The organism is Methanoregula sp., assembly GCF_050010295.1.
Classification (GTDB): domain Archaea; phylum Halobacteriota; class Methanomicrobia; order Methanomicrobiales; family Methanospirillaceae; genus Methanoregula.
This window is the reverse complement of the sequence record NZ_JBEKLH010000004.1, coordinates 180,275-206,582: the sequence shown is the minus strand read 5'-3', so window position 1 is coordinate 206,582 and position 26,308 is coordinate 180,275. Positions and strand designations below refer to the sequence as shown.

Here is a 26,308-nt window from a genome sequence, read left to right as displayed (position 1 = left end):
GGAAAAAATCCGGAAAAAGTTCAAGAGAAATTTTCTGGAAAAATTTTGAGGGAAAAATTTCCTGATGAAACTGCGTGCAAAACAAATTTTTTTATAATCGGTTGTAAGGGACCCGGCACAACCATGCGTTCCGCAGTCAGATTTGGATAGGGAAGAGTTACGAGAAATCAATACATTCATCTGCGATTAAGGGAAATTTCGTCATAATATGCAGACCAAGGCACTCATACTGGTTCTCATCCTTGCCCTCCTGTTCATTCCTGCCGTCCATGGCGAGGACGCCAACGACTGGTACACATACGGACAGAATGCCCTCGTTGTCGGGAACTATGCCCTCGCTCTCACTGATTTCAATAACGCTCTTTCCGTCAGCGCGAACTTTGCATCCGCAATGTCAGGCGAGGCGGTTGCCCTGAACGGACTGGGAAATTATACCGGTGCAATCCCGTGGGCAGAAGAGGCGCTGACCTACCGGCCCTCCGACCCGGTTGCGCTGAATGCGCGGGCCTTTGCCCTCTACAAACTCGGGCAGTATAATGACTCCGTCACCGCGTACAATACGCTGCTCGCCGTCCAGAGTAACAACAAGGACGCCTATTGCAACGAGGGGTATGCCTATACATTCATGAACCAGTCTGAAAATGCGATCTCTTCGTTCAAGCAGTGCCTGGTACTGGACCCCGCCAACGTCGAAATCTGGAACCAGGTGGGCCTGGCCTATATGAGTCTCGGCGCGTACGATCAGGCACTGTCAAAATTTAACCAAGCGACAAGCCTGACGATAAAGAATGCCACGTACTGGAACAACAAAGGGCTTGCTTACAAAGCCCTCGGCAGGCCGGCGGATGCGCTGACCTGTTTCCAGACCGCACTGGGGATCGACCCGAATTATGCCGATGCGCAGAACAACGCGCAGTCCGTGACGGGCATGATGCAGAATTTCAACATTACCGGCACCATCACCCCGGTAGTTACCATCAGCCGAATCGGGACGTTGTATACTACTGCGACACCGACCCCGCCGCCAACCGTGGCAATCACTACGGAACCCTCCGCCGGTATCACAACTCCGATCCCGGCAACTGCCACCCCTGTCCCGACGAAAACGACCTACTCCCCCCTCCTGCCCTTTTCTGCGCTCGGAGCGGTGGCGGCTGCCAGCGGGATTATGCTTGCGCTGAAGAGACGATAATTTTTTGCGTGCAGTACTTCCCACTTTTTTCCGTTAGAAAATTTCCGCTTTATTTTTCTCTCTGCAGAAAACCTGTCAGTGTCCCATTTTTGTAAACCGGCTCTTCTCCAGCCTGCTCTCCCTTCGGGAAGAACAGTCTCCTCATAGGGTGAGGCAGCGAAGATGCTATCGCATCTTCTCGATTTCGTGATCTGATGATCACTCAATCATCCCAAGGGGCGCATCCCCTTGACCCCCGTCTATTATTCCTTCCTTTTCTGAGAATTTCTCGCTAACCTTCTGAGTGATTATCCTATCGTGGGGATGCCAGAGCGGCGGGGGCGGAAGCACTAAGTGCTGGAGCCCCCAAGAGCGTCAGAACATTATTCCAATGATTTCTACAGATCTCTTTTTACTTTCATTTCCCCGCATACGCGCGCATTACGCCCTGGTATACCGCCGATGCCTTCTCGAGCGATTCGATAGTAACCCGCTCGTTCACCGCATGGAGCGTGGAGATCTCGCCAGGCCCATATTCAATCACGCTGAACCCGGCACGCCGCAGGTGCCGGGCATCGCTTGCTGCCCACTGGAAGATGGGAAAGACGGGGCCGCCAAATACCTTTTCCACTTCATTGCAGGTTATGGCAACGAGTGGATTTCCGGGCTCTGTTACCGACGGCTCATAGGTTTCCAGGGATGAAATCCTCCCGTTCAGGGCCTGCGCGGTAATTCCTGCAATGATGTCAGGGATCGAACATCCCCAGGGGATCCTCATCTCGAGCTCGAGGCTGCAGTGCTGCGCGACCACGTTGGATTTTTCACCGCCGTTGATTGTCCCCGGGTTGAAGGTCAGTTTTTTCAGGATATCGCTCACACCCGCGATCCTGAACTCATCCCCGAGCACCGCCGATGACCGTGCGATGATCTCTTTGAGTTCGTCACTGACCGGGTACTCCCGTTCGTGCAACTCTTTCATGTAGTCGAGAAGTGCGACCGCTTCCATGATTGCACTCACGCCGACCGCGGGATAGAGCGACCCGTGGGCTGGCGTCCCCTGGAATTGTATATCCATCCGGCAGAGCCCTTTCTGCCCGATACACGGGTGGCGGGCCGGTGCCGGTTCCGCGATCAGGCAGTCGCACGGGCTGATCTCTTTCCTGGCAAGGAGGTGCTGTATACCATGTTCCCCGCCGGTCTCCTCATCGCAGACAAAGACGAGCGCAGCGGGAACTTCGGCACCGGTATCTGCAATGGCTTTGCATGCGGCAAGGATCGCTGCACACCCGCCTTTCATGTCCGTAGCGCCACGACCCCAGACGACCCCGTCTTCTATTGTCCCGGAGAACGGAGCGTGAGTCCAGCCCTCGTCCAATGCCGGCACGACATCCACATGACCGCAGAACATAAGACGGTCGCCCGGTTTCCGGGACACGAGGTTGCACATGCCGCCCGTATCTTCCGACACGTCTGACCGCATGCCAAGACCCTCAAGGAACATCCGGATATACTCGATGATCCCGTCTGTCCGCCCGGGGGGGTTCTCGCTCCTGATTGCAACAAGATCCGAACAGATCCGGCTGACATGCATGACGGCGGCTCCGGTCTCCTTACCGTGAACGATAATCCCTGAAAAGCGCGGCGAGCGAGGCGTCTTCGTACAGGCTTTTTAAGAACTCGGTCTCAAAAAATTCGTCGATGATAGCGTAAAAGAAGTCCGCAGGGATCGGGTTCCTGCTGTCCGGGTCGAGAACGATCCGGAAACTCCGGTAGCTCGCCGGGTCTTCGGTATCATAGATCATCTGCCAGAGCGATGGGAGCGACGTGAATTTCTCCGGGTGGTTTTCGCGGAGCCAGTTGACAAAGCCCGGGAACCTGGCCCGGTCGCCTTTCTTCTCCTCGTCAATCCTCCAGCGCAGGTACTCGCCGCCCATGATATTTTTCGGGGAAGCAAAGTTGTAGGAATAGATCCCTGCGGTATAATCGATATGGGCGAGGGCATCGATGAAATAGAAATAAAGGACCTTGTCAAACCCGGCCGTGTCCTGGAGGATCAGGGACTTTTCATACAGGTAATCGAGGACCGTCAGGTATTCGTTCTCATCCTTCATATCCACAGGTTCGTTATGGCATTGTAAATATATTGCCGTCATGCCATGAGGGAAATGGGCTAGGAAGAAATTCTATCCGACATCGGCTCTTCTCCAGCCTGCTCTCCCTTCGGGAAGAACAGTCTCCTCATAGGGTGAGGCAGCGAAGATGCTATCGCATCTTCTCGATTTCGTGATCTGATGATCACTCAATCATCCCAAGGGGGGCATCCCCTTGACCCCCCTTCTGTTATTTCTCCCGGTTTCTAATAATTTCTAGCTAACCTTCTGAGGGACTATCCCTATATGGGGGGTGCCCAAGTGGCGGGGAATTAATCGTTGCATCAGCAAGGATTATTGGAGAAGAATTCATCGGAATTCTTCGACTGCGGAGCGACAGCGTTCGAAGAACCCTCCGGGTTCTTCTCCAGCCTGCTCTTCCCTTCGGGAACAGCAGTCTCCCCCAAGAGCGTCAACGATGAGAACCAATGATTTCTCCAAGATCTGAGAAAAGAGCGATCGTTCCGGGGAGTTACCGGTAAAACGGTTCGCGTTCTGCCACGGCCTTCCGGAACAGCGCTTCAAGTTCTGCTCCGTGTTTTCCCCGGATGTCGATATGGTTGTCAGTACGCATGAGGCAGGGCTTGAGTTTGCCGTCAGAGGTGACCCTGAGCCTGGTGCAGTATGCGCAGAACTCGGTATTGTGGACCGGGCGCACGACCTCGACTTCGGCCCCGTCAAGACAGTATTTTTTCCGGTGGTGCATCCGCCGGGTCACGATCTGTTTTGAACGCGACGCAAGGGATTGTTCGAGACCGTTCAGGTCTCCGTGGTAATCGCATTCGTTGAAGTTCATCAGTTCGATCAGCTGGAGGATCAGGTTCCGGTTGCCGCGGACGAAGGCGAGGAAATCATCGACCTCCTGGTCGTTGATGCCTTCGAGCAGGACCATGTTGATCTTCACGGGGGTCAGTCCCGCTTCGAGAGCAGCAGTTATCCCGTTGAGGACATCGGATAACCGGTCGATACCGGTGATCTTCCTGTAGGTGTCCGGGTTCAGGCTGTCAAGACTGACGTTCACCCGTCTGAGGCCGGCATTTTTGAGGTCCTGTGCCAGACCCGCGAGGAGCGTGCCGTTCGTGGTCAGGGAAGACTCCATGCCCTTTGGCACGGACCGGATTATCTCCAGGAGATCGGGGCGGAGGAGTGGTTCGCCGCCGGTGAACTTGACGCTACGGATCCCGAATTCTGCCGCGAGCTGCAGGATCTCGGCAATTTCCGGAGCAGACAACTGGTCTTTTGATGCCTTCTCACCCTCGCGGTGACAGTAGATGCAGGACAGGTTGCACTGTTTGGTGAGGCTGATCCGGATATTGGTCACCGGGCGTTCGAAGGAATCCTTGAGAACCATGTAGTACTGTTCATCCTGTGAAATTTTTTGCGATGATGTAGAGTTCAGTGCTTCCTTTCCGGGTCGATCTGGTAATGCAGGTCTTGACGGAATAAAAGTGTGCCTTGGTCATGGCGTAGAGCTCGGGAAAGTCCGTTCCCTGGAAGGATTTCACAACGAAATTTCCTCCCTGTTTCAGGACCCTGCAGGCAAACAGGAGGGCCTGTTCGTCCAGCTCGATGATCCGCGCCTGGTCGTAACTTTTATGCCCGGAGAGTCTGGGTGCCGCATCGCAGAGGACGACGTTGACCACGCCAAGCATGGACCGCACTTTTTCCAGCACTTCCGGGTCATTGAGGTCGCCCTCGATCGTCTCGACCCCTTCAAGTGCAGCGATCGGGTTGAGATCGATGCCCAGGACCCAGGCCTGCGTCAGCGTACGCTCCACCTGGAGCCAGCTCCCCGGGGCAGCCCCCAGGTCGACGATATTGTCATCCGCCCGGATCACGGAAAACTTCTGCTGGATCTCCGTCAGCTTGTATGCGGCACGGGAGCGGTACCCCTCATGTTTCGCCCGAAGGTAGGTCTTGTCATAACCCCATTGTGAACCCATTATCCTGATCGTTCCCCTCAAATTCCGGGTAAAACCCAAAACGCTATAATTAAAGTATGACGATATACTGTATAAGAGATTGTGTTAAGGGGTAAGCGATGTTAAAAGCAACGATTGACACAGATATATTCAGGGAAGCTATCGAAGCGATCTCGGCTCTCATCCCTGAGTGCCGGCTCCATACGGACGAGGGCGGCATCTCCACGCGGGCGGTCGATACCGCCAACGTGGCGATGATCGGCCTGACGCTCAAGAAGGAAGCGTTCGATTCGTACAAGGCAACGACGAGCCAGCTCGGCATTGACCTGATGAAGATGAAGAACATTTTCGGCATGTCCGGGAAGGGCGACCTCATCAGCATCGAGATGGCCGACAACGCCCAGAAGATGTCGGTCTCGGTGCACGGCTACCACTATTCGATCACGCTCCTCGACACCAATACCATCCGGAAAGACCCGAACCCTCCCACCATCAACCTGCCGGGCAAGATCGTGATCAAAGGCGAAGACCTGAACAACGCCATGAAGGCCGCGGCAGTGATCTCGGACAAGATCGCGCTCGGGATCAACCCGAAAGACCAGACCTTCTATCTCGTTGCTGAAGGCGACACGGATAACATCCGGCGTGAATTCTCCAAGGACGAGCTCGTATCGCTCACCCCGGTGGAAGCCCGTTCGCTCTTCTCCCTCGATTACCTCAAAGACATGGGAAAGGTCATGAGCAGGGCGGCAGAAGTCGAGATTTACCTGGGCGTCGACCACCCGGTCAGGTTCTCGTTCGATATTGCGGGTGGCAACGGGCATGTCGAGTACCTCCTCGCACCCAGGATAGAGGCTGACTGATGGACTACAGCCCATCGGCAAAGGAACTTTCCCATTTTCCCTTTTTAAAAAAAGCCCAGAACCATGTCAAGAACTCTTTTCCCCCGGTCGATGTGCTATTGGCCGGGAAGAAAGGGGCGTTCCTGACTGAACTTGCCGTGAAACGGATCAACCAGGCCCTGTCCTCGAAAAAGACCATCGTCGCGCATTTCCAGAACCGCGACGACGACGAGATTGCGGGGTATGTCCTTTCCCGGATCCTTGTTTCCTGCATCAACGACAAGCAGCTCTACGACCGCCTCACCCGGTACGAGGCCGAGCGGGCGTACTATTTTCTCAATTCCGAGACCGGATCGGAGAATGAGAAAGGCTGGAACGAGAACACGGTCTTCGATGACGACAATAACAGCCGGATACTCGTTTACCTGGCACAGGAATTCCGGATCAACCTCACCGGAGACCGGATGCCCCTGGCAGATTATGTCGAGATAGTCTCCCCGCTGCACGAAGCCCGGTTCAAGCTGGTCAACCGTCGGGTGGAGAACGGGTATGTCGGGGTCAGGAAGGAGGAGCTGCTCGAGCTCCTCCGCGAACGGATCCGTGTCATCCTGCGGCGGGACCTCCCCTATCATGTCCCCAAGAAGATCTGCGAACAACTCGGGCCGGCTGCCGAGCAGATAAAAAAAGAGTACCAGGAGCAGATGCTCCGCCAGTTCGGTACTATCGAGGAGAGTGCGTTCCCCCCCTGCATGCAGGCCCTCATCACCGCGCTCACTGCCGGGACCAACCTGAGCCATGCCGGCAGGTTTTCCCTGACCACCTTCCTCCACACGATCGGCATGGATGTGAGCGGCATCGCCCAGCTCTATGCCCGCTCACCGGACTTCGACCCGGAGAAGACCATGTACCAGGTGGAGCACATCACCGGGCGGGGTGGTTCCGGCACCGAATACAACGCGCCTGCCTGCGCCGCGATGCGGACCACCGGGCTCTGTGTCCACCGGGACCCCCTCTGCGAACGAGTGGCCCATCCCCTCAGTTATTATACGATAAAAAAGAAGGACAGAACGGCAAAAGGGCAGAAAAAACCGGAAGAGAAAAAGGAAGAGAAGAAAGAAGAGAAAACGCCGGCACCGTCTACGTAATCCTTCTTCAGGTCGGGAGATCGTCAAATTAATCCCAACGCATTTCTAGGAAAAACATTCAGATACGATTTATGGGGGTTGAGACCCCATTTCCCCTTTTGGGATGGACGCCGCCGCCCCTGCGGCGGATCAGTGACGAAAAAAAAAAAGATTCTGAAAAACTTTCCTGCCCCGCTGTGCTCGAAGTTCCTGCGAACTTCTCACACTTCGCGGTTCTGATGAACCACTCAGTTCTCGTAGAGGCCCTGAGGCGGGAGTCCCTCACATAGTTTCATTATTTTATGTACCGGATCGAATGGTACCGGTCACGGACCCGTTTTCGTTGGGGAGATTCAGGAGGGTAGTCGCTGCCATTCCGGAAAATTAAAAGGAGGCGGGTGGAATTTATCCCCACCGGAAAAATAAATACGGCCGTATCAGGTGATCTTCTCGTTGACCAGGTATCCTGCGCCGGAGAGGAAGACGATGAAGATGATGATTGCCGCAAGGTAGGCAAAACTTGCCACATTTTCAAGGGGCAGCGCCAGAACGAGGTGGAATACCATGGGCAAAACGGCAAGCAGTACGATCAGCAGGATAAAAGCGATCACACCGATGATCACATCAAGAAGTCGCGCGTCCATTCATAGCATTTTCGCCACGGGAGAATATAGGTTTATCCGATATGCACAGGACCTCCCGTTACCCTCATGACCCCCCGGCTCCAAACCATCTGCCTATGGAACGGACCGAAGCAGTTGCACTTCTCGCACGGTATGTCCATGATAAAAATCTCACCCGGCACTGCCTTGCCACCGGTGCCGTCATGAAGAAAGCCGCTGAATTCCTGTCAGAAGACCCCGTGGCATGGGAAACGATCGGGATCCTCCACGATATCGACTTCGAGCTCACCGGCGGCGCCATGGACCGCCACGGTACTGAAGGAGCCGGGATCCTGATCCGTGAGGGTATCGACGGAGAACTGGCGGAAATCATACAACGCCACAACCACTTCCTCCATCGCGGGACGTACGAACGCCCCGTCGAGATCGTACTGCAGGCAGCAGACAGCGTATCCGGGCTGGTGATCGCGTGCGCTCTCGTAAAAGCCGGGAAGATCTCTGACGTTACCCCGAAGACCGTAGGAAAAAAGATGAAAGAAAAAGGGTTTGCGGCCGGGTGCGACCGGGACCGGATCGGGCTCATCCGGGCAGTGATGGATCCCGTAGTCTTCTACGACCTGGCAATACAGGGGCTCAGGGAGATCCGGGCCGAACTTGATCTTATCTGACAATCACCGGCAGGTTTAATTGCGCACCCGGTAACTTCTGGAATGGTATGAACAACCCGGCACAGGAACGAAACGACGTGATGGACCGGCTGGCCCAGGCCGTTGCCCTGCTTGAAGGGTCACTGGACCGCCGCCTCATCCCTGAACACGGTGTCTCGCTCGGGTATGCCATCAGGGGTGCGCGGGACAGCCACGGTATTGCGGCCGTGCAGGGGGGAATCGTGGCCGGAGAGACAAAACCCATTGCCGCAGGCCCCTGCGGGTTCGGCATGGATGACGGAATAGCAAGGATTATCCTGACCGCAATGAAGTTCGACCCGCTGATGCGGAGTGCCGCGTCGGTTCAGTTCACCGGGCGGGCGCGTGCGGTGCTGGAGGATGACCTGTTCCTCGAATGCGTTACCGGTGATCCCAAACAGGTATCTGAGGGAATCAGCACGATGGACTGGGGTGTCGCCTCCTGTTGCAGGGATGGGGTACCGGACGTGATATTCAGGCCGGGTGCGGGGGGAAACGTATCCCGAATCCTTCTTTTCGGCGAGGATCCGGTCGGCGTTGCAAACAATATCATTATCTGCTCAAACCGCATTTAAAATATAGAATTCTTGAGGAATCTTACATGGGAATCAAGCCGTCATATATCAAAACACTCGGTAACGAACTTGTTGCGAAGCAGCGCGACAACTTCTCGAATAACTTCGAAGAGAACAAGCAGCAGCTCGGTACTTCCGCAGTCATCGGGAGCAAGCGTGTCCGGAACCGCGTCGCCGGATACATTACAAGAAAAATAAATACCAAAAGACGCTCATAACCCTATTCATGTTTGAAGGCGTCCTTCCGGCAATCATAACCCCTTTTAAAAGAAACCCTTCCATGAGCCTTGACATCCAGGGCCTTGACCGCAACATCGGGTTTCTCCTCTCCCGTGGCATCCACGGGATTGTTCCCTGCGGCTCGACTGGCGAATCTGCGACTCTTACCTTTGAAGAGCACGAAAAGGTCATTGAGCTCACGGTCGGGAAGGTCAACGGAAAGATCCCGGTGCTCGCCGGTACAGGTTCCAACAACACTGCCGAGGCAGTGCGACTGACGAAGGCCGCCAGGAACGTCGGTGCGGACGGGGTGCTTGTCATAAGTCCGTACTACAACAAGCCGAACCGGGCAGGTCTCATCAAGCACTACACGAAACTTGCGGACCTTGACATCCCGGTGGTCATGTACAACGTGCCGGGGAGGACCGGCCAGAACCTCGAGCCGGACCTCGTGGCAGAACTGGCGCAGCACCCCAATATTGTCGGCATCAAGGAAGCAAGCGGCAATATCGGGCAGATCTCGCGGATCATCGAAGAGACGCAGGACGAGGATTTTACCGTTATATCCGGTGACGATAATATCACCCTGCCGATCATGGCGCTTGGCGGGTCCGGTGTGATCTCGGTTGCGGCCAATGTCGATCCCTCACGGATGGTCGCAATGTACGAGGCGGTAACGTGCGGCGACTACCAGAAGGCGCTGGTGCTCCACTATGCCCTCTCTCCCCTGTTCCGCTCCATGTTCATCGATACCAACCCGATCCCGGTGAAGAAGGCGGTGGAACTGATCGGTCTGGCAGGCGGCCCGGTCCGGCTCCCGCTCGATGAACTTGATGAGAAGAAGACCGAGCAGCTGAAAAAAGTGCTCTCCAACATTCCCACAAAGGGAGCGGCGAAGGCGGTTGCGAAGACCTCCGCGAAGAAGGCAGCACCGGCCAAAAAAGCGGTGAAAGCAACGGCAGCAAAGGCAAAACCTGCACCGAAACGGCGCACGCGGTGAACGGGCCATGGCGAGAGTCGTCGTATGTGGCGCCTCCGGGCGCATGGGGCAGACCATAGGGCGGATGGTCAACGAGTCGAAGGGCCTCGAACTCGTGGGGGGCATCAACCTGAAGCCCGGCTCCTTTTTCGGGGTGGAGATCGTCGGGGCGAAGGATGCCGAAGCGCTCCTAAAGAGGACGAAGGCCGAGGTGCTGATCGACTTCACGGTCGCTGCCGCGGCCGTGGAGAACGTGAAGATGGCGGCCCGGAACAACGTGGCCATTGTCGTGGGCACGACCGGCTTCACACCGGCGCAGCGGGAGGAGATGGAGAGGGCGATCGAGGGGCATGTCCCGGCGGTTATCTCCAGCAACTTCTCGGTCGGCGTGAATATCTTCTGGCAGCTCGTCCGGGAATCGGCAAAGCTCCTCAGGGACTATGATATCGAGGTCATCGAGGCCCACCACCGGAACAAGAAGGATGCCCCGAGCGGCACGGCAAAGACGATCCTGCAGATCATTGAAGAAGAGGCCGGTGCCCGGAAGAAGCAGTACGGGCGTGAAGGTATGACCGAACGGCAGAACGAGATCGGCGTCCACGTGATCCGCGGCGGGGATATTGTCGGGGACCACAAGGTCATGTTCTCGAAGAACTTCGAGACTATCGAACTCTCGCACCGGGCATATGACCGTTCGGTCTTCGCCAGCGGTGCACTCCGGGCTGCCCGCTGGGTCGCAGGGAAGAAACCCGGTATCTACGGCATGAGCGACGTGCTCGGCCTGAGGAAATAATCACTCTCTTTTTAAAATGCTGATTAGCTAATTTGCATGAATTGCATTTTCGGCTATTGCCTATCCTGATCGCCCGACCGTGAGTTCTTTGATCTGCGCTTGGAATTTACGTCCTTTCAGAGCTTCCCCGAACTTTCTTTTCAAGACGGAAAATACGGTTTCGACCTTATTCCTTTGATGATATTTTTCCTTATCAAATGAAAGTGCGGGTCTTCTTCGGCAGTACCCGGAGATCCATTTTCGTTTTCTGGTTCTGACCGGGATAAGAGAATAAGCGTTTAAGTCATCTCGGATCAGTCTGTGAATATCTTCAGAATCATATCCTTTATCGAGGACATAGGTATCAGACTTTCTTGTTCGGTGACATTGAACGGGGGGTTTTTCCGCATGAGATGAGGTATGTCATGGACCGGTTGCCCGGTTTACTGACATTATTTCGTCTCCTCACCGTTTATTCGCATAACCGGGTAAGGAGACGCCGTACCTTAGCTTTTGTGGTCAGGTGTTTACCTCGGAAAACATAGGATTTCCTATGAAAATCATCTACGTTGAGTTAACCATTTATCACCAACCGAAACACATTCGGGAGTCGGTTTATCCGATTTTCATGGTTCCGGAGTGGACGTCATAGGTTCATTTCCGTTTCTACAGAGCCATTTTTTCTAATGATTTATTTACAGAGCCCCTCAATGTAATATTGAGATTATGATTACTTCCCTGGGTCATATCGTGATTTTTGGTCTTCCTATCGCCCTCTATTTTGGGATTATTACGTTTATCTCCCTTATCATAACTGCCACAATGGGTATTCTTGTGTTAAAAGGACTCTACCATATTCCCTTCAAATGGCATATGAGAATGGCCGCAGTGACTTTTATTTTTGCACTCATTCACATAACCCTGGTTATCTGGCAATTTTTCTTCTGATTGAAATGAAAACAGCGATTTAAAATTTATGAAGAAATCAGGTTACTATAACCGTCGCCTTCATCGATGGGTGAATACTGCAATGGTACGGGTAGGTTCCGGGCGAGTCGAATCTGAAGGAATAGGTTCCACCATTCGGTAAAGAATCGCTCGAGAATAATGCCCCCTCAGCGATTGACCCCCCTGCATCATTGAGGACCCGGTGGTTTGCAGAGTCCTGGTTCACCCATGTTACCGTCGTTCCCCGTGGGATGGTGATGCTTGCCGGACTGAATGCAAAGTTCTGGATATTGACCGTCGCAGCTCCTGTGACCTGTGCCGGTGTGGTTGCCGGAGTCTGCGGCGACGACCCGTAACCGGTACATCCGGTCACGGCGATGAATGTTCCAAGGACAACAATCAGGATCGCCCAGTAAAATTGTTTAGGTGTGCATTTCATTCGAATCTCTCCGACATATCCTCTTACCCGAGAAGAATAAAAGGATTTGTGAATAGTAGATCAAACGTTTGTTCTTACAGACCGCAAATTTCCCGTTTATCTCATTCACAGACAGGTACCAGTTTTCCCTTCAGCTTGCCTTCAATATCAAGGCGCAGCATTTCTACTACGTTGTATGCCATCCCCTTGACTTTCAGAATCACGAGAGGGTCATTCCTGAGATATTCCGTATCGGTATTCGTGTTGAACTGCGCCCCATGGGTACGGTACGAGACGCCGAAAGGTGCGAGAATATACCCCATCTGCTGAAAATACAGGTAGATGTCCATCGCGGTCTTTGTTGCACCGTCTTCGTGACCGGAGACCGTGATGCCCACGATCTTGCCTTCCGTCAACCCAGGTTTTTTTAACAGGTAGAGGTTCTGGATGCAGTTCAGCCGGTCGAGAAAATCCTTGAGCCGTGCCGCCATATTGTTCCAGTTTATGGGGGATGCAACGATGACCGCCTTCGAAGCGATGATCATCTCGTGGAACGCCGGCATATCGTCAAGCTGATCACGGCACGGGTATCTGCACGCATTGTCTCGCATACTGTAGCAGCACCAGCAATGGTTGATGATGAATTCATTGATGTTAAAGCGCCGGTAACTGATGCCTTTTTCTTTGAGGACCTCCTCGATGAGGTCGATCATGTATCCGGTATTGTTCGCCCGGTGATTGCTGCCATTGATGAGAAGGACATCAAATTTTTTCCCGTCATATCTGAGTTTCTTTTTATCGGTTATTTCTTCAAATTCCCGGAAAGTACTGGCGCACTGCGGGCATTCTTCCGGTGGACTCTCGCCCCGGTGGATGAATCCGCACACATGACATTTCCAGACATTACCTGGTAGCGAGCTGGTCAGTTTCGGTTCCTCTGGTGCAGTAATAGACATGCAAAAATCCCTCTTCTTCGAGTACCGGGCATCCCGGGCAGAGACAGCCCTGCTCTTCTTGTATGCAGTTGCTCTTTCCGGTATTCGCAAGACAAAACGCAATCTCTTCTTTACAGTCAACAAAACTCGGGCACATCCGACAGAGACAGAGCCCGATCCCTTTTTTCCGGTCCATAGTCATAGATTCTTCCCTTTTTTTCATGTTTATTTAAACATTGTTAAAAGGGGCTCTGTAGAAAAGCTATTCGCCAGAAGACGCATGGAACAGGATAAGGAGACTCCGTACCTCAGCTTTTGTGGTCAGTCTTTTACATCGGAGAGCATAGGATTTCTCCATGGCCTAAATTGCCTGATCCCGGATTTCACGGCTGAAAATGAGGACCGGGCATCAGAGTCATGGTCGAAGACCCTACGGGTCTTCTCCATTCCCCGTGCCCTGATGGACATGGAATCATAGTCGAAGATTCTGAAGAATCTTCTCCACTCCCTATCTCCTGATGGAGATAGGTCGTAATAGAAACCTATTTTTTGTCTTTTGAGAAATATCTATGATGGAGTGAACGAGTTGGTAGCTGTTGTTGACAACGATAAGTGTACCGGATGTGAAACCTGCGTGAGCGAATGTCCCGCATCGGCAATCGCCCTCGATAATGACAAGGCAAAAGTTGACAAGGAGATGTGCGTTGACTGCCAGACCTGTGTCGATGTATGCCCCTCTGAAGCCATAACCGTGGAGTGAATGAATTGGTAGCCGTCGTTGACAACGATAAGTGTACCGGATGCGAGACCTGCGTGAGCGAATGTCCCGCATCGGCAATCGCCATGGAGAATGATAAGGCGAAAGTGGACAAGGACATGTGCGTTGACTGCCAGACTTGTGTCGACGCCTGCCCGTCAGAAGCAATTCATATGGAATAAGGCTGGAATAATTGCCGGCCCCTTTTTATGAAATTTTTCAAAGGGAATTCATTTTTGCGGAGTCCCCCGCCAGCAGGTTCAGCGTTGGTTGGCTGAACCTTATTCCCGGAAACGGTTTTACAGTTTGGGGAGGTTCGTGAACCGGAGATGGTACTCTAATGCAGAGTTGCAAACCCTGCTCTTAAAACAACATTGGTTTTCGCCAATGCCTGAATTCATATTCAAACTCGTCGCGAAATGACGTTTCTTGTAAGCAATATCTGAATTCATATTCAGACCGTCAGGAAACGAACGTTTCTTGTAATGTCTGAATTCATATTCAGACCGTCAAGAAACGAACGTTTCTTGTAAGAAATACATACTACACCACCGATTCCAAACAGACAAATCCCCGTCTCAGTTGAGACTGCGATCGGTCATATACGGTGCGTCCCGCATGATAATTATAAAAAACAACGTTTTTATCATCATAAGTGAAATGGGATTTTACAACCCGCCATCATTTCAAACGGGGAAGAACACATTAGACAGGACCTGACACCTATGATCAATGTTGGAGTGCTCGGTGCAACGGGCGCGGTTGGTCAGCGATTTGTTGAACTTTTAGCGGATCACCCCTGGTTCAAACTTACAACGCTAGCCGCCTCCGGACGCAGTGCGGGAAAACCTTACGGGAAGATCGTCAAATGGCGCCTTGATACGCCGTTTCCTGAGAACATCGGAAAACTCAAAGTCGTCCCGACTTCGCCTAAGGCCATGAAGGGTGTCGACCTTGTCTTCTCCGCCCTTCCTGCAGAGATAGCAACGGATGTCGAGACCGAGTTTGCCGACGCGGGGATCGGGGTCTGCAGCAACGCAAGTTCCCACAGGATGGAACCGGCCATTCCCCTCGTGGTGCCGGAAGTGAACCCGGAACACCTCGGCCTTATCGACGTGCAGCGCGATGCCGGCAGGGATGGTTTCATCGTTACCAACCCGAACTGTTCCACCATCATGATGGTGGCAGCCCTCGCACCCCTCCGCACATTCAGGTTTACGGACGTCCGGGTCGCGACCATGCAGGCTATATCCGGGGCAGGGTTTGAAGGAGTTGCGGCGATGGCCATCTGCGACAACGTCATCCCGTACATCGGCAAGGAAGAAGAGAAGATGGAGACCGAGACGCTCAAGATCATGGGGGCCCTGAAAGGAAACAAGGTGACCAACGCGCCATTCAAAGTCAGCGCCAGTTGCCACCGCGTACCGGTGATCGACGGACATACCATGGCCGTCTGGGTGGATATCAAAGAACCCGTGGAAAAACTCAAAAAAGCGTTCCAGAACTATAAACCGCCGATCAAGGGACTCCCGACACAGCCGGCGGAATCCATCCATTTCTTCGAAGAGGAACCCGACCGGCCCCAGCCACGCCTCGACCGGATGCGGGGGAAAGGAATGACGGTCTCGGTGGGCCGACTCCGTGAAGGTGTCCGGTTCGTTGCGATGGGGCATAACACCATCCGCGGCGCCGCCGGGGCAAGTGTACTGAACGCAGAACTGATCACAAAGAAGAAGTATCTCTGAAAAGGGATGGGAACCTATGCAGCAGCTGAAAGAGAACACAGTATTCGTCGGAAATAAACCGGTCATGAACTACGTCCTTGCCGTAGTCACTCAGTTCAACAATGGTGCAGACGAGGTGGCAATCAAGGCACGGGGCAAGGCAATATCCCGTGCTGTCGATACCGCAGAGATCGCCCTGAACCGCTTCCTTGATGGAGTAACAAAGAAGGAGATCGTGACGTCGACCGAGATCATAGATACCGACTCCGGAAAGACCAATGTCTCGTCGATTGAGATAGTCCTTGCCAACAACAAATGATTTTTTTCACTATCATCTGATATCTTCAGGGATTCCTGAATGACCTGCCGGGGTGATCACGTCCCTCGATCCGGGAACATACCCAAAACAATTTAAATTGAATTCACGAATTTATTATGCCATGCGAGCCCGTGCGGTCGCGCTTCTTATCCTGATATCTGTCTGCATAGTGGCTCCTGCTTTTGCGGCAAATGAAGACCGGTACAGTTACATTACGGTTGAAGATGTCCAGATTCAGCTGAATAACGGTACTGCGCTGATTCATGTGAACTATACTGTCGATGAAGGGACCCGTTTCATATTCTTTTTATTCGGCAAACAGGATCTCAAGAACAAACTGCTCAAGATCCTCAATTATGATGACGCCCAGATGATACATATCGACCTGAACAGTGCTGAATTTTCGGTGAACAACGCGTCGTTCTCATACGGAAACGGGATTTACTGGTATCCTTCGCATGATTTCAACGTGGTCATCCCCACCCTTACCGTCAAATCGCCTCAGGTCACAAGAAATCTCACCATGGCAAATCAGTTCCCCGGGGGAATGGGATATTTTGCCCATGAAGAGATACCCCTGAATGTGTCGGGATTGAAATAAGATCTTTTAGAATCTTATATCCATAGCGATCGTGGAACTTTTTCTTAACCGGATACTGTCTTAACCGGATACTGGCGCGCAGGGGGTGTCACCCGGAGAATTTCCGGGAGCGTCGGATATATCCCGTGGCTGTCGTGCCGTGCACAATGGAGTTTTGTGCATGCCGGGTGTCGGGTGATAGGGATCCCTGAACAAAACCCGATATTCAGATCGCGGGAAAAAAACAGAGCCGGTGAGAAGAATTACATGACTTCGATGATCTCCTGGTTGTGGAGCTCTGCCATTTTCCTGTTGACAAGAAACTGGATGGCAACGCCGGCTATCGCAGAGATGATACCTGCGATGGTAGCGTAGAGAATATTTTTTGAGGCTGCATCGGCGGACAACGGGAAGTCCTGAACACCGTAGGATATGATGATATAGACGCTTGCGGCATAGAGGATGAGTCCGATAGCAGTAACAAAGAACGGAAATACGATGACCTTGCCAAGATTTTCCCGCTCATTTACATACACATCATAAATAACGCCGACCGACGTGATAAGTCCGGCAACGATGAGCCACTCCACGGAACCGTACACAAATGTCATAAGGTACAGGACAAGTCCAAGGCTTGCGTCCGATGAGTAATATATCAGGACATTACCGAACCCGAAAGTAAGTCCGATAATGACGAGGATGACGGTAGCAGCATAGGTTACAAACGAAAAACGGCCGCGCGAGAGCGACAGCCTGAGCGCATCCATGACGCCGTGAAACAGTTCATCGAAGCCGAACCCTTTGTAGAGCAGGTAGCACCCGATTACTCCTACTACGATGATGGTGGCGGCACCCGGGGCACCAAGCAGGTATGCGCTGGCATACAGAAGCATTGCGAGACCGACGGGAATGAAGACCATGCGGGAGATTTTGGGGTCATCGAAGAATTTTTTCAGGATGTAGTACGTCCCCTCAAGATTGGGCATCTGGTTGACGATCACCCTGCGGATACTTGATACCGGAATTTTCGACTGGATGATCGGGATGACGTACTCGTCCTCGGCACCATCCGTTACAAGGACGCAATTGGTGGCGTGCGTCTCGGCAATCACCTTTTCGAGCGACGCGGCAATCCTCCGGTCCCCTTCTATCATGTGCAGGTGATCCCCGGCAACCACCGCAATGGCCGTCTCTTCGCCTTTCGCCGTGAGGTCGTCATAAATCTTGATGGCAGAGAAGATCGCATTGACGTCAGAGTCTTCGGGATCGGCCAGAGCCAGCGTATTAGCCGCTTTCAGACATGCCGCGCGGCCGATGCACGGACTATCGACCTTGGCCTTCCATCCGATATCATCGTCGCGATCGACACTCAGGACTAACGTCCGCCCCTGCGTCATTATATCAATAAATCGCCGTAAATCTATTAAATTATTGCTGACAGCGTAAAAAAGAAAAATACAGGATCAGATGAGTTTTGAGCGCTGGAGGAGCAGTATATCGTCAGTGGTAAGTTTTTCTCCTGCCCGGAAATTCTTGAACAGGCTCTCTGCCTCTTTCCTGACTGCCTTCTGTTCTTTGGTGACCTTGACCTTTTTCGTCTTCTTGCGGAGCCCGGATATTACCTTGTCATAATCGCGGAGCTCTTTCTGGCAGGCAATGAAGAACTTGTGTTCGGAGTCGGCCGATTCCTGTGCCTCGACGAAACTCTTGTGGGCTGCATCCGCAGCTTCACGGGACTTGTCAGCCTTGCGGTAGGACTCGACCATGAGATCGTGGTGCTTCTGGGCGAGCTCTGCGACCTCGGTCACTTTTGCATGAAGGTCGGACGCCTGCTTGCGTAAGTCACGGGCTTCGGAAACCTTGGTGCGCATCTCCTTGTTCTGTTCGAGCTCTGCTTCCTGTTCCCGCACCTGACCTTTCATCTGCTTGATCTTCTCGATCAGCTCGCGTTCTTTGTCAGTAGTGAAGACTTCGGTCTGCTGCCGGTACTCCATATACTCGATCTGCTTCTGGAGTTCCTTGATCCCGCGGTTTTTCAGGGTACCGTGTTCTTTCTTGAACGATTCGATCTCTTCAAAAAGGACGTTTGCCCTGTCGTTGAACTCGTTGCGCTGCCCTTTGATATCAAGGACGTCCTGGTTGGATTTGTCGCGGAGATCCTTGTTCTTCTGCGCCTCTTCCACAAATTCCCGGGTCTGGTTGTTGAGTGTGTTGCGCTCGCGGGCAGATTTGCTCGCTGCAGCATTCAGTTCGTTGCGGCGGTTTTTGTGTTCTTCAGACTCGGCAAGAATTTTCTTTCTTTTTTCCATAAGGTCATTCAACATGCGTTACCACTCCCCATCACATTCCCCTTTTCTGGAAGGCACGAGCTTTTTTTATGTGAGGCATATGTGACCAAAAGAGCAAAATGTTCGGACTCTCCTGATTCTCTCATTTGACAACTCTGCATGCAGGATGCAGGGCGAAAAACATCAGAAAAGCTAATCAGCGCAGAATTCAGGCAAGACTCCGGTACGAAGTCTTTGTTCAACACTCTGTTCATGATGTTCAACTCCCGATACCGGGGTGTAACCGTCCACAGGGTCCCACCCCCATCCTCCCAGTGAAGGATTGGTCGAATGTACTATATTTTAAAGGAGCGGAGGATTATTAAGTGTTTCGCCGGTTATCAGGGGTAAATATTCCCGAATTGAAAATTTTTAGAAAAACGAACAACCTGACAAAAAGGATGTTGGTCGTTGGATACACCAACAATTCCTGAATTACTGTGGGGGATGGAATGTTTCCCTTCGATTTTTAGGTTAGTATTTTTGTGCGTGGCGTGATGATTAACCGACCCATTCGAGGACGCCGCCACCGCTGGGCTGGTCACGGCCGCTTCTCTTGGCTACCGGCATCTCGACTGCCTTGGGGTTTGAGCGTTTGTTCTCGATGTCTTCGATCATGGTCTTGTAGGACTGGCGAGTACCGAGGATCTGCGCGCTCTTGACACCGGTCATGATGGCAAGCACACGGATTTTTCCCTCCATGTCGCTGCGGACGCGGGCACCCCAGATGACATCTGCATGGGGGTCGAGTTCGTACGTAAGCGAGGTCGCGACTTCTTCTGCATCCTGCAGGGTAAGGTCAGTCCCGCCGGTAATATGGATCAGGCTGCCGGTTGCGCCACGGTAGTCGATGTCGAGCATCGGGTTGGAGAGGCATTCGCGGACAACGCTCTCGGCCTTGTTCTGCTGCTTGCTCTCACCGACGAGCATGACGGCAACGCCACCCTTGGACATGATTGCACGGACATCAGCATAGTCGATGTTGATAAGCGAAGGCTCGGTGATCGTTTCAGAGATACCCTTGACGGTTTCACCGATGAGCTGGTCCATGACCGAGAACGCCTGGCCCAGCGGGAGATTCGGGACAAAGTTTTTCAGCCGGTTGTTATCAAGGACGATGACTGAGTCGGCTGCCGAAGCGAGTGCCTCAAGACCTTCCTCTGCGCGGATCAGGCGCGCTTTCTCGACCTGGAACGGGTAGCTGACCATCCCGACAACGATGGCGCCCTGTTCTTTTGCAACCTGGGCGACCACGGGTGCGGAACCGGTACCGGTACCTCCTCCCATACCTGCTGTGATAAAGACAAGATCTGCGGATTCAAGAATTGCCTCAAGCGTGGGGCGTGCCATCTCGGCTGCGCGCTTACCGACATCCGGGTAACCGCCGGCACCGAGACCTTTGGTCAGGGATTTGCCGATCAGGACGCGTTTGTCGGCCTGGATCATGTCCAGGTGCTGCTTGTCCGTGTTGATCGCGATTGTCTCTGCACCGGAAACGCCCATGTGGTGGATGCGGTTTACCGTGTTGTTTCCTGCACCCCCGCACCCGATGATGACAATTCTCGGTTGTCCGACAAAGTCATCTTCCATTGCGTTCGTGCTGCCGGGCTTGTTCAACTCTTTTTCAAGTTCGGCATTTTTTAAAGCGTCGTTAATAATGCTCTGCATGTTTACCCTCTCAAACCTTGAATGAAACCTGGTCGCTTTCCTTCAGGACACGGCTGGCGCGTTTTTCTACAAGTTCACGTACCGCTGCCCTCACCGCTTCCGAAACATTGGGATACTCGCCTGAGTCCACCATCTGCTGGAGCAGGTTGATCTGTTGTTCGGGCAGCCGGAGCGTGATTCTTTGCATCATTGTATCTCACATTTCTGACATATGTCTGGCTTCTGTCGTTCATATGTCAGACAAAGAGAATCCTAGTGTCTGACTTAACCAGATGAATCAAAATAGCACATAAGGATATATAAATCTTTTTCTTTGCCTGCAGATCAGGGTTCACAATGCATTTAAGACTGGTAATCCAAATATTCTGGAAAAAGAGCGATATATCATGGCTGTTGACTTTCCAGTAAAGGCAATACATGGGGGGACCGGAAAGCGGCAGCGTGAAAAAACCCGGAAAAACGTGCTGGATTTCAGCGCGAGCACAAATCCGTTCCCGCCAAAAGTCAACTGGGAGCCGGATCTGCATCTGCTTGAGTATTACCCGGACGATTATTATACCGAACTCAAAGAACGGATCGGCAGCATTTTTCATCGGGATATAACGGAAATCTGTGTCGGCAACGGCTCGATTGAACTGATCCGGGTATTTTGCTCCGTAGTTTTCAGAAACGGGATCAGCAGGAACCGGTTTTACCTTCAGTCTCCGACATTTGGTGAATATGAATTATCCGCACGCCTTTCGGCGGCAACTCCCACTATCGTACCTTCTGATGCCGGAGTGTATTTTTTATGCAATCCCAACAATCCTACCGGATTATTAACGAAGAAGGAAAAAACGCTTGCCCTGCTGGATGAAATGAAATATCACAAAGGCATTCTTTTCTGCGATGAGGCATTTATCGAACTCTCCGATCCCAGCCAGAGTGTGGCGGAGATCTCTGACCCCAGCCTCTTTGTTCTGCGTTCGCTTACCAAGAGTTTCGCAGTACCGGGTATCCGGTTCGGTTACGGTTTTGGGGAACCGGCACTCATCGAAAAAATCGAAACGGCGCGGTCTCCCTGGAGCGTGAATGCTTTTGCGGAGTCATATGCCCTGGAAGCACTCGGGCACATGGAAGAACTGGAAGGATCACGGTCAGCGATTGAACGGGAACGTCACTGGCTCAGTTCTGCAATTTCTGCACTTGGCCTCCGCAGTTATCCTTCTTCTGTGAATTACATCCTTGTTGAATGCGGACAGGACGCATCATCCCTGTGCAATGAACTTATCCGGAAGGATATCCTTGTCCGGGACTGCACATCGTTCGGGTTGCCAACATCCATCCGGATCGCAGTCCGCACCCACGAAGAGAATATCCAACTTATCGAGGCGCTTGCAGCATGCGTGCACTGATCATGGCCGGGGGGGTGGGGAGCCGGCTCAACCTTGGAGAAAAACCGCTTATTACCTTGTGCGGCCGGCCAATGATTGAATACATCACTGATGCGTTCACGGCTGCTGGTTTTGAACCGGTTGTTGCTGCATCCATGAAAACACCCATGACCATGAACTGGTGCAGGGCAAGGGGCATTGAAATGTGTAAAGCTGAAGGCAAAGGATATGTGGAGGATATGGTGGAATCTGTGCTTGGCCTGGAGGAACAGGGACCACTTTTTATCTGTGTTTCGGATATCCCCTGTATAACTCCGGATATCATCCGGTTCATCTTCGCGTCCTATCAGTCTACCGGTAAAGACGCCTTGTCAACCTGGATCCCTGCAAAACTGGTAAAATCCTGCCGCGGGGGGATGCCGTACCGGGAGACTGTCGATGGCATTGACTCCTGCCCGGCAGGACTCAATATCCTCCGCGGGGACCGGATCGGCGAAGTCCAGGACGAGTGCTCTCTCCTCCTCGACGAACCCTGTCTTGCGGTCAATGTCAATACGCGGGCAGATTTTGCACAGGCCGAAAAGATTTTAAAAATACATCCTTCGTTCTGATAGGGGCACATGGACCGGAAAAATGCTGCCAATATCTTCCAATTCATGGCATTCAGCAAAAAATACGCATAATTCTGCCTTTTTCAGGAAATGCATATTAAGGGGCATCGCCTAAGTTCTTGTACTATGGTGGAGTCGCAGGAGATTGAGCTGCAGGGTCACATTATTGATTCCGGTATCATGACCCAGCTCTTTGACCGGGTCATGGACATGGGAGGAAATTTCGAGATCCTCGTGTTCGAAGTGGGTAAGAAAAAGACCGACCCGAGTTATGCCCGCCTGCGTATTGCCGCATCGAACAAGGAGAAATTGCGCGCAATCCTTTCCGAGCTCCACCGGCTCGGTGCCCGTCCGCTCGAAGTGAAAGATGTTCACCTTGTCCCGGCAGAAGCTGATCGCGTTGTGCCCAAAGGGTTTTACACGACCACCAACCACCCGACCCAGGTGAAATGCAGCGGTGAATGGGTTGCGGTCGAAGCGATCGAGATGGATTTCCTTGTTGTGGTTGATCCCGTAAAAAAGCGTGCAGTGTCCAAACCTCTCGGGAAGATCCGGAAGGGTGACCTTGTCGTCGTGGGGGAACAGGGTGTGAGCGTGAGTTACCCTGAACGCCCCCGCGAGCAGAGCGCGTTCGAGTTCATGCATGGGACTGTTTCGCCGGAACGCCCGAGTGAGACCCTCATCGCAAAGATCGCACGCGAGATCCTCGAAGTGCGGAGAAATGGTGGGAAAATAGCACTTGTGGGGGGTCCTGCAATCATCCATACCGGGGCGGACAGGGCCCTTGCCGAGATTATCCGCAAGGGTTACATTGACGTACTCTTTGCCGGCAACGCCCTTCCGACCCATGATATCGAGTACAACCTTTACGGTACTTCCCTTGGCATGGATATCTCGACGGGCAAACCGGTGATGGGGGGCCATAAGCACCACCTCTACGCGATAAGCGAGATCATGCGTGCCGGATCGATCAGGACGGCGGTGGAAAAGGGCGTGATCAAAAGTGGGATCATGTATGAGTGCGTCAGGAACAATGTACCGTTTGTCCTCGCCGGCTCCATCCGTGACGATGGGCCGCTGCCGGATGTTATTTCGGATGTGATGATTGCGCAGGACGCCATGCGGGAGCATATCCGGGGCTGCAGCATGGTACTGATGATCGCGACGCTCCTGCACTCTATAGCCGTAGGTAACTGCCTGCCTTCAAATGTGAAGACCGTCTGTGTGGATATCAACCCCGCGCACCTGACGAAGCTGATGGACCGCGGTACTACGCAGGCAATTGGTATCGTCTCGGATGCGGGGACATTCCTGCCCCTGCTCGCAAAGCAGCTCGAGATCCAGAGCGGCGGTGCGAAGAAGTGAGAAATTTCATTTTTTTATTTTGTTCCGTGTACGTGAATGTACAGGGGTAGTCAAAGAATAAAAAATGAAAACGATGAATTACGAGTGTTCCCAGCCCCAGGGCCCTCAACGGGCACGGCGGGGCAGGGAGGTTTTTCAGTCACAAATCTGTAATGAGGAGCCGGTCGTCGTACCAGCGAGGGACGATTAATTCCCCGCCGTTCGGGCATCCCCTCATGGCGATATTCTCTCATAAGGTATATGGGACACCATCGGAAAATTCCCTAGCGGGTAATACCGAGGAATCGCTCAGCGCAGGGGTGGGTCAAGGGAGGGGACAGGCACTGTCCCCTCCCTGATTGCTTACTCTACCGTGTCAGAGGCATGCAGTATGGTCTCTCTTCTGCCAGCACGTATTCCCACTCTTTCCTGCATCCGCAATCGATGTCCAGTAACGCCCCGATCAAATCGCGGTCCGCATTCAGTGAATAGTCGCGTACTCCTTTGACGATATCGTAATCGCATTTCCCGCAGTTGTGCGGTCCGCGTTTCTGGCCACCCCCCAGCGGATCACAGGTGATGTGGACCGGTGCATTCTCAAGGATCTTCAGGATGCTCCAGAGATAGGGTGGGCGGTAAGCACCTCTCTTCCAGTAAAATTCCAGTTCGGTATTACGCTGGACGGTACACGGATTCATCGAGATCAGGTCCGCATGTCCGGAAACATCCTGAATCGAGGTCTGCATATCTGCCATCGCCTCGCCTTCCGTCAGGAAGAGCGGTTTGAACAGCAGGTATGCTTTCACGCCAGCTCCCGCTGCATGGGCACGGTGGGCAGCGTCCGCGAAATCTGCAAAACGGAAACCCTTGTTGATGCTTTTTTCCCGGATGAGGTCATTGCTGGTCTCAAGGCCCATGGCACAGTAGAGCGGGATCTCCCAGCTCCCGTCATCGATGCCCCCGATGAATTGTTCAAGTGTTTGCCGGGTGACATACTCCGGGCGTGTCTCTGCGATGACCAGTTTTCCCCGGAATGCAGCTGCAATGTCCGTAAGAAATGCAGGCGGAACTTCATCCGGATCAAAAAAACTCCCCGAGGTGAAAATTTTTATCATGCGGTAATCTTCGGATTTGTACTGGTCAATAATCCAGGCAAGTTGTCCCCGGAGTCGATCAAGTAGTGTATCGCACGACAGGCCGCTGTACCTTTCGTGCCGATAGCTGCACATCCGGCAGGCAGACCATGCACAACCGCCGCTCTTGAATATCACGGTGAGGCAGTCAAGCAGATCGTTTTCGTATCGCTCCTGTCCCCGCCACGATGCGAGCGGTTTTTCCCCTGTGTAAGAAATCATTAACATCCTATTAGTTGATCTGATATAGATGAAAAAGATCGTCCTGCTGGTGATGGGGCTTCTCTTTCTGTCCGGGTATGCAGCAGCCTACGAAGTGAATATCGATACACCGGTTACGCTTACCCTCGGTGAACCTCTCGTTGTCACAGGGACGACCACTTTTGGTATCGGGACGCCGTTTGATGTCGTGCTCTATTACCAGCTTACGACCGCGACAGAAATCAAACGTAAGACGGTGTATGTCCAGTCCGACAAGACCTTCACAGCGGTTTTCGATACAACCGACCTTAAGGCAGGGATCTACAAAGTTGAAGTGCCGGCGAACGGACTGGGAGACTCGGTAACCATGCGCCAGATCCAGCTGGTCGACCGTTCTGATGACCTTGACCTTGCCTCTCCGGCAACCCAGAACTTTACAGGAAACCTGTATGTAGCGGGAACGATCAAGGGCGAAATAAATTCCGGAGTCCAGATCGTGGTTATCGGCCCGGACAACCAGGTACTCTATGGCCCTCAGTATGTGAATACGAATAATAAAGGCGATTTTTCCACCGACGTTCCCATACCGGAACCCGGGGAATACGATGTGAGTTTTACGGATTCCAGAGGCTTTATCAGTACCCGTACCCTCTCGGTAATCCCCCAACAGTCCCAAACCGGAACGTTCGTGGAGACAGCATCACCGAATTCCTTGGGAGCTTCTGCACAGGCCGGGACTGGCAGCCAGACGACTCCTGTTGAAACCCAGAAATCATCCGAAGTGGCAGTTTTTAGTGCAATGGGAGCGGGTGCTGCGACGTTCTTATTCTGTGCCCGCCGGAAAAAATAGTTCCTGGCCGGAACCCTCAGTCCTCTCATTCCAATATAACTATTTTAAAGGTTTCTT

General features: G+C 52.9%; 31 protein-coding genes and 1 pseudogene. 18 read left to right on the top strand and 14 right to left on the bottom strand.

Annotated features, from left to right (window positions below; genetic code table 11):
• Nucleotides 1–208 precede the first annotated feature (208 nt).
• Nucleotides 209–1,192, top strand: coding sequence for a tetratricopeptide repeat protein (locus ABSB80_RS07010; RefSeq protein ID WP_428369539.1), 984 nt, complete (start codon nt 209–211; stop codon nt 1,190–1,192).
• A gap of 397 nt (nt 1,193–1,589) precedes the next feature.
• On the opposite strand, the gene ABSB80_RS07005 is transcribed toward ABSB80_RS07010, so the two are convergent.
• On the bottom strand, nt 1,590–2,762 hold the full coding sequence (locus ABSB80_RS07005) for an ArgE/DapE family deacylase (RefSeq protein WP_428369537.1): 1,173 nt from the start codon (nt 2,760–2,762) through the stop codon (nt 1,590–1,592).
• Between the two features lie 19 nt (nt 2,763–2,781).
• Complete coding sequence (locus tag ABSB80_RS07000; RefSeq protein ID WP_428369535.1) at nt 2,782–3,282, bottom strand: hypothetical protein; 501 nt, start codon at nt 3,280–3,282, stop codon at nt 2,782–2,784.
• A 336-nt stretch (nt 3,283–3,618) separates the two neighbouring features.
• Between ABSB80_RS07000 and ABSB80_RS06995 the strand changes: the two genes are divergently transcribed.
• A complete protein-coding gene (locus ABSB80_RS06995; protein WP_428369533.1) occupies nt 3,619–3,753 on the top strand; it encodes a hypothetical protein in 135 nt (44 codons plus the stop codon).
• Nucleotides 3,754–3,793: 40 nt separating this feature from the next.
• Here the strand turns inward: ABSB80_RS06995 and moaA are convergent, their stop codons facing one another.
• Together moaA and ABSB80_RS06985 are read right to left on the bottom strand one after the other, a co-directional pair.
• Entirely contained in the window at nt 3,794–4,672 is an 879-nt protein-coding gene (gene moaA / locus ABSB80_RS06990) for a GTP 3',8-cyclase MoaA (protein ID WP_428369531.1), read from the bottom strand.
• Between the two features lie 10 nt (nt 4,673–4,682).
• Nucleotides 4,683–5,264 carry an RlmE family RNA methyltransferase gene (locus ABSB80_RS06985; RefSeq protein ID WP_428369529.1) on the bottom strand — a complete coding sequence of 194 codons (582 nt, stop codon included), beginning with the start codon at nt 5,262–5,264 and terminating at the stop codon, nt 4,683–4,685.
• A gap of 98 nt (nt 5,265–5,362) precedes the next feature.
• On the opposite strand from ABSB80_RS06985, the gene ABSB80_RS06980 reads away from it, so the two are divergent.
• Both ABSB80_RS06980 and ABSB80_RS06975 read left to right on the top strand, forming a co-directional pair.
• Nucleotides 5,363–6,106, top strand: coding sequence for a DNA polymerase sliding clamp (locus ABSB80_RS06980; protein WP_428369527.1), 744 nt, complete (start codon nt 5,363–5,365; stop codon nt 6,104–6,106).
• Nucleotides 6,106–7,230 carry a DNA primase large subunit PriL gene (locus ABSB80_RS06975; protein WP_428369525.1) on the top strand — a complete coding sequence of 375 codons (1,125 nt, stop codon included), beginning with the start codon at nt 6,106–6,108 and terminating at the stop codon, nt 7,228–7,230. Before ABSB80_RS06980 ends, ABSB80_RS06975 begins: the two co-directional genes overlap by 1 nt.
• Nucleotides 7,231–7,646: 416 nt before the next feature.
• On the opposite strand, the gene ABSB80_RS06970 is transcribed toward ABSB80_RS06975, so the two are convergent.
• Complete coding sequence (locus tag ABSB80_RS06970) at nt 7,647–7,853, bottom strand: hypothetical protein (protein ID WP_428369523.1); 207 nt, start codon at nt 7,851–7,853, stop codon at nt 7,647–7,649.
• 95 nt (nt 7,854–7,948) lie between these two features.
• Here ABSB80_RS06970 and ABSB80_RS06965 point away from each other — a divergent pair, with 95 nt between their 5' ends.
• The 5 genes from ABSB80_RS06965 to dapB are packed head-to-tail and all read left to right on the top strand — an operon-like array spanning nt 7,949 to nt 11,084.
• Entirely contained in the window at nt 7,949–8,500 is a 552-nt protein-coding gene (locus tag ABSB80_RS06965) for an HDIG domain-containing metalloprotein (RefSeq protein ID WP_428369521.1), read from the top strand.
• Between the two features lie 47 nt (nt 8,501–8,547).
• Nucleotides 8,548–9,093 (top strand): thiamine-phosphate synthase family protein, encoded by a 546-nt coding sequence (locus ABSB80_RS06960; RefSeq protein WP_428369519.1) that lies wholly within the window; start codon nt 8,548–8,550, stop codon nt 9,091–9,093.
• Between the two features lie 26 nt (nt 9,094–9,119).
• Nucleotides 9,120–9,311 carry a 30S ribosomal protein S17e gene (locus ABSB80_RS06955; RefSeq protein ID WP_428369517.1) on the top strand — a complete coding sequence of 64 codons (192 nt, stop codon included), beginning with the start codon at nt 9,120–9,122 and terminating at the stop codon, nt 9,309–9,311.
• A gap of 8 nt (nt 9,312–9,319) precedes the next feature.
• Nucleotides 9,320–10,312, top strand: a complete 993-nt coding sequence (dapA, locus tag ABSB80_RS06950; RefSeq protein ID WP_428369515.1) for a 4-hydroxy-tetrahydrodipicolinate synthase — start codon at nt 9,320–9,322, stop codon at nt 10,310–10,312.
• A 7-nt stretch (nt 10,313–10,319) separates the two neighbouring features.
• The gene (gene dapB, locus ABSB80_RS06945) at nt 10,320–11,084 is read left to right on the top strand and encodes a 4-hydroxy-tetrahydrodipicolinate reductase (protein WP_428369513.1); all 765 of its coding nucleotides are present in this window, start codon (nt 10,320–10,322) and stop codon (nt 11,082–11,084) included.
• 60 nt (nt 11,085–11,144) lie between these two features.
• Here dapB and ABSB80_RS06940 read toward each other — a convergent pair.
• The 4 genes and pseudogenes from ABSB80_RS06940 to ABSB80_RS06925 all read right to left on the bottom strand — a co-directional run.
• Nucleotides 11,145–11,432: pseudogene (locus tag ABSB80_RS06940) on the bottom strand (transposase); the annotation flags it as partial.
• Nucleotides 11,433–12,048: 616 nt separating this feature from the next.
• Nucleotides 12,049–12,450, bottom strand: a complete 402-nt coding sequence (locus ABSB80_RS06935) for a cupredoxin domain-containing protein (protein WP_428369511.1) — start codon at nt 12,448–12,450, stop codon at nt 12,049–12,051.
• 101 nt (nt 12,451–12,551) lie between these two features.
• A complete protein-coding gene (locus tag ABSB80_RS06930; RefSeq protein ID WP_428369509.1) occupies nt 12,552–13,385 on the bottom strand; it encodes an NAD(P)H-dependent oxidoreductase in 834 nt (277 codons plus the stop codon).
• Complete coding sequence (locus ABSB80_RS06925) at nt 13,333–13,566, bottom strand: DUF2769 domain-containing protein (RefSeq protein ID WP_428369507.1); 234 nt, start codon at nt 13,564–13,566, stop codon at nt 13,333–13,335. Before ABSB80_RS06925 ends, ABSB80_RS06930 begins: the two co-directional genes overlap by 53 nt.
• Nucleotides 13,567–13,950: 384 nt before the next feature.
• On the opposite strand from ABSB80_RS06925, the gene ABSB80_RS06920 reads away from it, so the two are divergent.
• The 5 genes from ABSB80_RS06920 to ABSB80_RS06900 all read left to right on the top strand — a co-directional run bounded on the left by ABSB80_RS06920 (nt 13,951) and on the right by ABSB80_RS06900 (nt 16,765).
• A complete protein-coding gene (locus ABSB80_RS06920; RefSeq protein ID WP_428369794.1) occupies nt 13,951–14,124 on the top strand; it encodes a ferredoxin family protein in 174 nt (57 codons plus the stop codon).
• A gap of 5 nt (nt 14,125–14,129) precedes the next feature.
• Entirely contained in the window at nt 14,130–14,303 is a 174-nt protein-coding gene (locus ABSB80_RS06915) for a 4Fe-4S binding protein (RefSeq protein ID WP_428369505.1), read from the top strand.
• Between the two features lie 543 nt (nt 14,304–14,846).
• Nucleotides 14,847–15,866: an aspartate-semialdehyde dehydrogenase gene (gene asd / locus ABSB80_RS06910; protein ID WP_428369503.1), complete on the top strand. Its 1,020-nt coding sequence runs from the start codon at nt 14,847–14,849 to the stop codon at nt 15,864–15,866.
• 16 nt (nt 15,867–15,882) lie between these two features.
• The gene (albA, locus tag ABSB80_RS06905) at nt 15,883–16,164 is read left to right on the top strand and encodes a DNA-binding protein Alba (RefSeq protein WP_428369501.1); all 282 of its coding nucleotides are present in this window, start codon (nt 15,883–15,885) and stop codon (nt 16,162–16,164) included.
• Between the two features lie 121 nt (nt 16,165–16,285).
• Nucleotides 16,286–16,765 (top strand): hypothetical protein, encoded by a 480-nt coding sequence (locus ABSB80_RS06900; RefSeq protein ID WP_428369499.1) that lies wholly within the window; start codon nt 16,286–16,288, stop codon nt 16,763–16,765.
• 242 nt (nt 16,766–17,007) lie between these two features.
• Here the strand turns inward: ABSB80_RS06900 and ABSB80_RS06895 are convergent, their stop codons facing one another.
• The 4 genes from ABSB80_RS06895 to ABSB80_RS06880 form a co-directional block, all read right to left on the bottom strand.
• Complete coding sequence (locus ABSB80_RS06895; protein WP_428369497.1) at nt 17,008–18,141, bottom strand: DUF373 family protein; 1,134 nt, start codon at nt 18,139–18,141, stop codon at nt 17,008–17,010.
• Nucleotides 18,142–18,207: 66 nt separating this feature from the next.
• Nucleotides 18,208–19,068, bottom strand: a complete 861-nt coding sequence (locus ABSB80_RS06890; protein ID WP_428369495.1) for a coiled-coil protein — start codon at nt 19,066–19,068, stop codon at nt 18,208–18,210.
• Nucleotides 19,069–19,572: 504 nt separating this feature from the next.
• Nucleotides 19,573–20,739 carry a cell division protein FtsZ gene (gene ftsZ / locus ABSB80_RS06885; RefSeq protein ID WP_428369493.1) on the bottom strand — a complete coding sequence of 389 codons (1,167 nt, stop codon included), beginning with the start codon at nt 20,737–20,739 and terminating at the stop codon, nt 19,573–19,575.
• 10 nt (nt 20,740–20,749) lie between these two features.
• On the bottom strand, nt 20,750–20,929 hold the full coding sequence (locus tag ABSB80_RS06880; protein ID WP_015285751.1) for a ribbon-helix-helix domain-containing protein: 180 nt from the start codon (nt 20,927–20,929) through the stop codon (nt 20,750–20,752).
• Nucleotides 20,930–21,125: 196 nt separating this feature from the next.
• On the opposite strand from ABSB80_RS06880, the gene ABSB80_RS06875 reads away from it, so the two are divergent.
• The 3 genes from ABSB80_RS06875 to ABSB80_RS06865 all read left to right on the top strand — a co-directional run bounded on the left by ABSB80_RS06875 (nt 21,126) and on the right by ABSB80_RS06865 (nt 24,088).
• Nucleotides 21,126–22,133: a pyridoxal phosphate-dependent aminotransferase gene (locus ABSB80_RS06875; RefSeq protein WP_428369490.1), complete on the top strand. Its 1,008-nt coding sequence runs from the start codon at nt 21,126–21,128 to the stop codon at nt 22,131–22,133.
• Complete coding sequence (locus ABSB80_RS06870; RefSeq protein ID WP_428369488.1) at nt 22,121–22,723, top strand: NTP transferase domain-containing protein; 603 nt, start codon at nt 22,121–22,123, stop codon at nt 22,721–22,723. The genes ABSB80_RS06875 and ABSB80_RS06870 overlap by 13 nt, the downstream gene beginning before the upstream one ends.
• 126 nt (nt 22,724–22,849) lie before the next feature.
• Nucleotides 22,850–24,088, top strand: a complete 1,239-nt coding sequence (locus tag ABSB80_RS06865) for an ornithine cyclodeaminase, nickel-pincer nucleotide-dependent (protein WP_428369486.1) — start codon at nt 22,850–22,852, stop codon at nt 24,086–24,088.
• Nucleotides 24,089–24,435: 347 nt separating this feature from the next.
• Here the strand turns inward: ABSB80_RS06865 and ABSB80_RS06860 are convergent, their stop codons facing one another.
• On the bottom strand, nt 24,436–25,422 hold the full coding sequence (locus ABSB80_RS06860; protein WP_428369484.1) for an archaeosine biosynthesis radical SAM protein RaSEA: 987 nt from the start codon (nt 25,420–25,422) through the stop codon (nt 24,436–24,438).
• A 28-nt stretch (nt 25,423–25,450) separates the two neighbouring features.
• On the opposite strand from ABSB80_RS06860, the gene ABSB80_RS06855 reads away from it, so the two are divergent.
• Nucleotides 25,451–26,251, top strand: a complete 801-nt coding sequence (locus ABSB80_RS06855; RefSeq protein ID WP_428369482.1) for a hypothetical protein — start codon at nt 25,451–25,453, stop codon at nt 26,249–26,251.
• Nucleotides 26,252–26,308 lie beyond the last annotated feature (57 nt).